Source organism: Parvibaculum sp. (genome assembly GCF_049672805.1).
GTDB lineage: Bacteria > Pseudomonadota > Alphaproteobacteria > Parvibaculales > Parvibaculaceae > Parvibaculum.
On sequence record NZ_JBATWS010000056.1, the window covers coordinates 1 to 1,953 of the forward strand.

At 59.8% G+C, this 1,953-nt stretch carries 2 protein-coding genes and 1 pseudogene; all 3 read left to right on the forward strand.

Features of this window, described 5'->3' with window-relative positions:
* Nucleotides 1–485, forward strand: a pseudogene (locus WBF74_RS01815) (S-methyl-5'-thioadenosine phosphorylase); the annotation flags it as partial.
* 21 nt (nucleotides 486–506) lie between these two features.
* Nucleotides 507–1,034, forward strand: a complete 528-nt coding sequence (locus WBF74_RS01820) for an adenine phosphoribosyltransferase (RefSeq protein ID WP_424434283.1) — start codon at nucleotides 507–509, stop codon at nucleotides 1,032–1,034.
* Nucleotides 1,035–1,042: 8 nt separating this feature from the next.
* Nucleotides 1,043–1,953, forward strand: a 911-nt coding sequence (locus WBF74_RS01825; RefSeq protein WP_424434286.1) for a TerC family protein, incomplete at its 3' end; no start/stop codon positions are given.

A 1,953-nucleotide genomic window follows, 5' to 3' on the forward strand; every position in this document is an offset into this window, starting at 1 on the left:
AACCTGTCTGTGCGCGCCTTGGCGACTACATCGAGGCCGCGTGCAAGGCAAACAATATTCCCCATGCGAGAGGCGGTACCTATCTCGTCATGGAAGGCCCGCAATTCTCCACGCTCGCGGAAAGCAATCTCTACCGTTCGTGGGGCTGCTCCGTGATCGGCATGACCAACATGCCTGAAGCAAAGCTCGCCCGCGAGGCGGAGATTTGCTACGCAACCGTCGCCATGGTGACGGATTATGATTGCTGGCACCCGCATCACGCCCATGTAGAAGTGGCGGATGTCGTGCGCGTGCTGGAAGAGAATGCGGGCAATGCGCGCGCGCTCATCCGCTCGGTTGCTGAAAGCTTCGGGCCGAAGCGCACCCCCTCGCCGCAGGGCTTTGACCGCGTGCTCGACACCGCCCTTATCACCGCTCCTTCGAAGCGCGATCCCGCCCTTGTGGCGAAGCTCGATGCCGTTGCAGGCCGGGTTCTCGGCACCTGACGCTCGGAAAACGTGGACCAGATGACCATCAAGCATTTCATTCGCACCATTCCGGATTACCCCTCCCCCGGTATCCAGTTCCGCGACATCACCACGCTTCTTTCCGACCCGGCAGGCTTTGCCAATGCGGTGGACGGGCTGGTTGCCCTCCATGAAGGGGCGAAGTTTGATGTGGTCGCCGGCATCGAGGCGCGCGGCTTCATTCTGGGCGGCGCGGTGGCGCACCGGCTAAGTCTTGGTTTCGTCCCGGTCCGAAAAAAAGGTAAACTTCCCTGGAAGACGCTTGCACAGGAATATGATCTTGAATACGGAACCGACACGGTCGAGATCCATGAAGATGCGCTGCAGCCAGGGGCGCGTGTTCTGTTGATTGACGATCTGATCGCGACAGGTGGCACCGCCGAAGCTGCGGTCAAACTCATTACGCGCGCAGGCGGCAATGTTGCGGCGGCCAGTTTTGTTATTGAATTGCCTGCATTGGGCGGGCGGCAGCGGCTCGAAGAGCTGAATATTGAAGTGCTGTCACTGTGTTCTTTTGAGGGACATTAAGCACGCTGATGGAATGGATCGCTGATCCGACGATATGGGTAGGCCTCACCACGCTGATTGTGCTGGAGGTCGTGCTCGGTATCGACAACCTCGTCTTTATCGCCATTCTGGCAGATAAACTCCCGCCCCATCAGCGTGACAAAGCGCGCCTCCTGGGGCTTTCGCTGGCGCTCATCATGCGCCTGCTGCTTCTCGCGAGTATTTCGTGGCTCGTCACGCTGACAACGCCACTCTTCAGCGTGTTCGGCTGGCCGTTTTCGGGGCGTGATCTCATCATGCTTGTGGGCGGGTTATTCCTGCTCACAAAAGCCGTGATGGAACTGCATGAGCGGCTTGAGCCGCCGCATGAATCCACTTCCGGCCCGAAGCTCCATGCGGGCTTCTGGGTGGTGGTCACGCAGATCATCGTCCTCGATGCCGTCTTCTCGCTCGACTCCGTCATCACCGCGGTCGGCATGGTGGACAGTCTGCCGGTCATGATGGCCGCCGTCGTCATTGCCATCCTTGTGATGATGCTCGCCTCAAAGCCGCTGATGACCTTTGTCAGCGCGCATCCGACTGTCGTGGTGCTCTGCCTCGGCTTCCTGATGATGATCGGCTTCAGCCTCGTTGCGGAAGGTCTCGGCTTCCACATTCCCAAGGGCTATCTCTACGCCGCCATCGGCTTCTCCATCCTGATCGAGTTCTTTAATCAGGTCATGCAGCGCAACAGCAAGCGCCGGCTTGAAAACGTGCCGCTGCGCCAGCGCACGGCGGAAGCCGTGTTTCGCCTGCTTGGTGGCCGGATAGATGAAGAGGCGCTCGCCACGAATGGCGGCTCTGCGCCTGTTGCCGAAGAACATGTCTTCGGTGCGGAAGAGCGCATCATGGTGAGCGGCGTGCTCACCCTTGGCGAGCGGCAGGCGAGTTCCATCATGAC

Coding starts and splice junctions, on each gene's coding strand:
- WBF74_RS01820 (WP_424434283.1), top strand. CDS start 507: ATGACCATCAAGCATTTCATTCGCACCATTCCGGATTACCCCTCCCCC.